The 5,093-nt window shown below is 69.3% G+C and carries 5 protein-coding genes and 1 pseudogene; 4 read left to right on the top strand and 2 right to left on the bottom strand.

The features are described from left to right. Nucleotides 1-269, top strand: a pseudogene (locus tag K2X24_RS00215) (hypothetical protein); the annotation flags it as partial. 4 nt (nucleotides 270-273) lie between these two features. On the opposite strand, the gene K2X24_RS00210 reads toward K2X24_RS00215, so the two are convergent. Then, a complete protein-coding gene (locus K2X24_RS00210) occupies nucleotides 274-858 on the bottom strand; it encodes a histidine phosphatase family protein (protein ID WP_292493566.1) in 585 nt (194 codons plus the stop codon). A gap of 189 nt (nucleotides 859-1,047) precedes the next feature. Continuing rightward, a complete protein-coding gene (irr, locus tag K2X24_RS00205) occupies nucleotides 1,048-1,557 on the bottom strand; it encodes a Fur family transcriptional regulator Irr (RefSeq protein WP_238280982.1) in 510 nt (169 codons plus the stop codon). Between the two features lie 376 nt (nucleotides 1,558-1,933). Here irr and fabA point away from each other — a divergent pair, with 376 nt between their 5' ends. The 3 genes from fabA to fabI all read left to right on the top strand — a co-directional run bounded on the left by fabA (nucleotide 1,934) and on the right by fabI (nucleotide 5,093). Beyond that, nucleotides 1,934-2,494 carry a 3-hydroxyacyl-[acyl-carrier-protein] dehydratase FabA gene (fabA, locus tag K2X24_RS00200; protein ID WP_292493561.1) on the top strand — a complete coding sequence of 187 codons (561 nt, stop codon included), beginning with the start codon at nucleotides 1,934-1,936 and terminating at the stop codon, nucleotides 2,492-2,494. Nucleotides 2,495-2,608: 114 nt separating this feature from the next. Further along, nucleotides 2,609-3,835: a beta-ketoacyl-ACP synthase I gene (gene fabB, locus K2X24_RS00195; RefSeq protein WP_292493559.1), complete on the top strand. Its 1,227-nt coding sequence runs from the start codon at nucleotides 2,609-2,611 to the stop codon at nucleotides 3,833-3,835. A 424-nt stretch (nucleotides 3,836-4,259) separates the two neighbouring features. Further along, nucleotides 4,260-5,093 carry an enoyl-ACP reductase FabI gene (fabI, locus tag K2X24_RS00190; protein ID WP_056211878.1) on the top strand — a complete coding sequence of 278 codons (834 nt, stop codon included), beginning with the start codon at nucleotides 4,260-4,262 and terminating at the stop codon, nucleotides 5,091-5,093.

The following is a 5,093-nucleotide window of genomic DNA, read 5'->3' as shown; positions in this document are numbered from 1 at the left end:
GCGCGGAGGCCGCCGGGCGACAGGGGGCGTGGGTGGCGGGCGCCCGGGCGGCGGCGGTGGCGCGGGCCGCCTCGGCAGCGGTGAAGGCCTTCGCGGATGCCCGCTGCGCCGCGGAGGTGGCCGAAGGGGCCGGCCCGTTCGTACCCGGGACCTGGGCCATGGCCGCCGCGATCCTGGACGAGGCCCTCGATCTCGGGGGCGGAACGGGCGCGATCGACGTCGCCCTGGCGCGGGAGCGGCTCGAGACCGCGCGGTCCGGGGCGCCCTGAGCGCTCAGGCCTCGGCAGGCAGCGCGGCGGGGTCGAACGCCACCGTCTGACAATTGTCGAGCCAGGTCCCGGTCAGGTGGAAGAAGAACGTCCCGTGGCCGACCACCGCGATGCTGCGCTCGGGCCGCGCCAGCAGCCAATCGCGAAAACCGCGCACGCGGTCATCGAAGAGATGGCGCGGCTCGATGTGCACCCCGCTCGCATCGGGCTCGCCCTCCGCATGCCACCAGATCTCCGGCAGGTGGTCGACGGCGACGTCGGGAAACTCGGCCGCCAGGATCGAGGCCGCCCGGCCGACGTCGCAGCTGCTCTCCTGGCACTCCCGGTGCAGCACCTCGACGAGAATGCGCGGCCGGCTCGGATGGTCGCCGAAGATGCCCTTCGTGGTCTGGATCGCCCGGGTCAGGGGCGAGGTCACCACGAGGTCGAAGGGGATGTCGTGCAGGGCGGCCCGCGCCGCCTGGACCTGGGTGAGACCCCGTTCGGTGAGCCGGGCATCCACGTGGCCGGGATCGCGGCCGGTCAGGCGATGAGCGGCGTTGAAGGTCGATTCGCCGTGGCGGACACAGACGATGCGAGAGGGAGCCATACCGATCCGGTCTTGATGGGAGTCTGATGGGAAGGGGTCGTGCGGGCACGCGCGCCCCGTCCGATAACCCGGGAGGACGGCCATCGTTGCCCCGTCATCCGGTGGCGCCGATGGCCGCGACAACGAAAAAGGCCCGGTTTCCCGGGCCTCATGCGCATCCAGTCTCGTGCAGTCTCGTGACGGGGCCGTTCAGGCCTTGCGGGCCACCGGACCGCGCCGGCGCAGGCGCACGATGACCTCGACACCGGCGATCTCCATGCCCTCGGGGGCTTCGGGGAGCGAATCGACGGTGATGCCGCAATCGGGCATGTCCAGCACCTGTCCCTCGTCCTCGAGGAAGAAGTGGTGGTGCTCGCTGGGGTTGGTGTCGAAATACGCCTTCGAGCCGTCCAGGGCGAGCTGGCGGAGCAGGCCGGCCTCGGTGAACTGGTGCAGCGTGTTGTAGACGGTCGCCAGCGAGACCGGGACCTTGGCCCGCATCGCCTCGTCGTAGAGCATTTCCGCCGTGAGGTGGCGGTCGCCGCGCCCGAACAGCAGCCAGCCCAGGGACAGGCGCTGACGCGTCGGACGCAGGCCCGCGCGGCGCAGGCGGTCGCGCAGATCCGACAACGGGCAACCGCGGCGGCCGGCGGCCGCATCGCCGGCGGGGACGGAGGCCCGCGCGTTCAGCACGGCCTGCAGGGGCAGAAGGTTCGACATTGGGCTGATGAACATCCCACGCAAAGAAACAGGACTTGAAGACACAGGTATACGGAACCGGCCGCCCGACCGCAACCCGAGCGGTATGCACGCAGGGCGGGCCCGATGCCGGCCGGGCGGTCCGGACGGCGGCGTCCATGCCGGCACGATCCTGTCGCGGGGCACCCCTGCGGCGAGGCCTCCGTGCTTCGAGGCGTCGGTGCTTCGAGGCGTCGGTGCTTTGAGGCTCCCTGGCCCTGTGTTAACGAGGCGCCGAATTCGCGCCGTGCGTTCGGTGGGAGCGGCCCGGGCCGGTCCCGGCCGAGACACGGCCACATCTGCCGGAACGTGGCTAGCCCCGCCCCGGCATCACACATCGAGGACCGATCCGCGCATCATGGCTTCCGATCCGAACGCCCCGTCGACCACCGTGCCCCAGCGGGCCTCGCAGTATTCCTATGAGGAACTGCTCGCCTGCGGACGTGGCGAGCTGTTCGGCGCCGGAAACGCGCAGCTGCCGCTGCCGCCGATGCTGATGTTCGACCGCATCGTCTCCATCGGCAGCGAGGGCGGCGCCCACGGCAAGGGCCACGTGCGCGCCGAGTTCGACATCCGGCCGGACCTCTGGTTCTTCGGCTGCCACTTCAAGAACGATCCGGTGATGCCGGGCTGCCTCGGCCTCGACGCCCTCTGGCAGCTCGTGGGCTTCCATCTCGGCTGGCTCGGGGCTCCGGGACGGGGCCGGGCGCTCGGCGTCGGCGAGGTCAAGTTCTCGGATCAGGTCCTGCCCACGGTGAAGCAGGTCGTCTACGGCATCGACATCAAGCGCGTGCGCCTGGGCAAGCTGGTGCTGGGCATCGCCGACGGCTGGCTGGAGGCCGACGGCACCCGCATCTACGAGGCCAAGGACTTGCGCGTCGCGCTGTTCCAGGCGCAGGCCGAGGCCGCGGGCGGCTGAGAGCCCGCGCGGTTGAGATCGGGGCGTCCCGGTCCTACCTGACACAACACGAAGATGCGGTCGCCGAACGCGCGCCGCGACCTACAAGCCCCGGCGGCGGAGAGCATCGTGTCCATGCGGCGTGTCGTGATCACCGGGATGGGCATCGTCTCATCCATCGGCAACAACACCGAGGAAGTCCTCGCCTCGCTCCGCGAGGCCAAGTCCGGCATCGGGCATTCGGCGTCCTATGCGGAGCACGGCTTCCGCAGCCAGGTCGAGGGTCGCCCCACCCTCGATCCGGAGGGCGTCGTCGACCGGCGCGCCATGCGCTTCCACGGCGGCGGCACCGCCTGGAACCACGTCGCCATGGACCAGGCCATCAAGGCCGCCGGCCTGGAGGCGAGCGACGTCTCGAACGACCGCACCGGCATCATCATGGGCTCGGGCGGCCCCTCCACGAAGGTCATCGTCGAGTCCGCCGCCATCGCGGTGGAGAAGGGCCCGAAGCGCGTCGGCCCGTTCGCGGTGCCGAAGGCGATGTCCTCAACCGCCTCCGCGACGCTGGCGACTTGGTTCAAGATCAAGGGCGTGAATTATTCGATCTCGTCCGCCTGCGCGACCTCGAACCACTGCATCGGCAACGCCGCCGAGGTGATCCAGGGCGGACGCCAGGACATCATCTTCGCGGGCGGCTGCGAGGACCTCGACTGGACCCTTTCGGTGCTGTTCGACGCCATGGGCGCCATGTCCTCGAAGTATAACGACACCCCGGCGCGGGCCTCGCGCGCCTACGACGTCAACCGCGACGGCTTCGTCATCGCGGGCGGCGCCGGCGTGCTGGTGCTTGAGGAGTACGAACACGCCAAGGCGCGCGGCGCGACGATCTACGGCGAGATCGCCGGCTACGGCGCCACGTCGGACGGGTACGACATGGTCGCGCCCTCCGGCGAGGGCGCGGTGCGGTGCATGCGCCAGGCGATCGATGGCCTGAAGGGCGCGCCGATCGACTACATCAACCCGCACGCCACCGCCACGCCGGTGGGGGATGCCAAGGAGATCGAGGCGATCCGCGAGGTCTTCGGACGCGGCGATGCCTGCCCGCCGATCGCCGCCACCAAGTCGCTCACCGGCCATTCGCTCGGGGCGACGGGCGTGCAGGAGGCGATCTACTCGCTTCTGATGATGAACAACGACTTCATCTGCGAGAGCGCGCATATCGACGAGATCGACCCGGCCTTCGCCGACATGCCGATCCTGCGCCAGCGCCGTGACGGGGCCAAGCTCGGCCACGTCCTCTCGAATTCCTTCGGCTTCGGCGGCACCAACGCGACCCTGGTCCTGAAAAACGTCGACGCTTAAGCTTAGGCGCGCAGCTGGCCGAACCTTGAGCCGAAGAACTCGAGGAACTTGGAACACGGACCTGCGTTTGTTTCCGGCAGGACGGGATTGAAAGTTACGGCTATGCTTTGGTTCACCCTCGGGACGGTCGGCGGCCTAGCCATTGCCGGAACGGCTGCCGTGTTCGTCAAGCAGGCCATCATCGACCGCGCGAACTGCGACACGGACGGATACTTCTAGCCTCCGGACCGTCTTCGCTTCCCAGAGTTCAGGCCTCGTGCCGGCGCCAACGCCGGCACGAGGCCTCTTCGTTTCGGGCTTGAGATTGGTCCAGATTGGACCAGACAGGTGCCTGCCGATTGGACAGGTCAACGACCCCCGCGTAAGCCTCGTCCTTTACCGAGACGGGCCGCCAGGGCCCGGGTTCTGCGTCCAGGGATGAAGCATGACGGGTTTGATGGCGGGTAAGCGCGGCCTCATCATGGGGGTCGCCAACGATCACTCGATCGCCTGGGGCATTGCCAAGGTCTTGCACCGGCACGGGGCGGAACTCGCCTTCACCTACCAGGGCGATGCCCTCGGGCGCCGCGTGACGCCGCTCGCCGCCTCCGTCGGATCGGACATTGTGCTGCCCTGCGACGTCGAGGACATCGCCAGCGTCGACGCGCTGTTCACCGCCCTCGACGCGCGCTTTCCCGAAGGCCTCGACTTCGTCGTCCACGCCATCGGCTTCTCCGACAAGGGCCAGCTCAAGGGCCGCTACGTCGACGTCACCACCCGCGAGAACTTTTCGCGCACGATGACGATCTCGTGCTTCTCCTTCACCGAGATCGCCCAGCGCGCGGCCAAGCGGATGCCGCGCGGCGGCTCCCTTCTCACGCTCACCTATGGTGGCTCCACCCGGATCATGCCCAACTACAACGTCATGGGTGTCGCCAAGGCGGCGCTGGAAGCGTCCGTGCGCTACCTCGCGGGGGATCTCGGTCCGGACGGCATCCGGGTCAACGCCCTCTCGGCCGGTCCGATGCGGACCCTGGCGGGTGCCGGCATCGCGGATGCCCGCCTGATGTTCAACCACCAGAAGGCCCACGCCCCCTTGCGCCGGACGGTGACGCAGGAGGAAGTCGGCGGCTCGGCCATGTACCTGCTCTCGGACCTCTCGGGCGGCGTGACCGGCGAGATCCACTTCGTCGATTCCGGCTACAACATCATCTCGATGCCCCGCCCCGACGTGCTCCAGGCGCAGGACGAGGCCGGCGTCATCGGCGACGCGGTCTAG

This window comes from Methylobacterium sp. (assembly GCF_019750675.1).
Lineage (GTDB): Bacteria > Pseudomonadota > Alphaproteobacteria > Rhizobiales > Beijerinckiaceae > Methylobacterium.
The sequence above is the reverse complement of the archived record's forward strand: the minus strand, read 5'-3'. Positions and strand labels throughout refer to the sequence as shown.

What these genes read in the sequence shown, in the direction of transcription:
- K2X24_RS00210 (WP_292493566.1), bottom strand. Translation starts at nt 858, where the DNA reads ATGGCTCCCTCTCGCATCGTCTGTGTCCGCCACGGCGAATCGACCTTC.
- irr (WP_238280982.1), bottom strand. Translation starts at nt 1,557, where the DNA reads ATGTCGAACCTTCTGCCCCTGCAGGCCGTGCTGAACGCGCGGGCCTCC.
- fabA (WP_292493561.1), top strand. Translation starts at nt 1,934, where the DNA reads ATGGCTTCCGATCCGAACGCCCCGTCGACCACCGTGCCCCAGCGGGCC.
- fabB (WP_292493559.1), top strand. Translation starts at nt 2,609, where the DNA reads ATGCGGCGTGTCGTGATCACCGGGATGGGCATCGTCTCATCCATCGGC.
- fabI (WP_056211878.1), top strand. Translation starts at nt 4,260, where the DNA reads ATGACGGGTTTGATGGCGGGTAAGCGCGGCCTCATCATGGGGGTCGCC.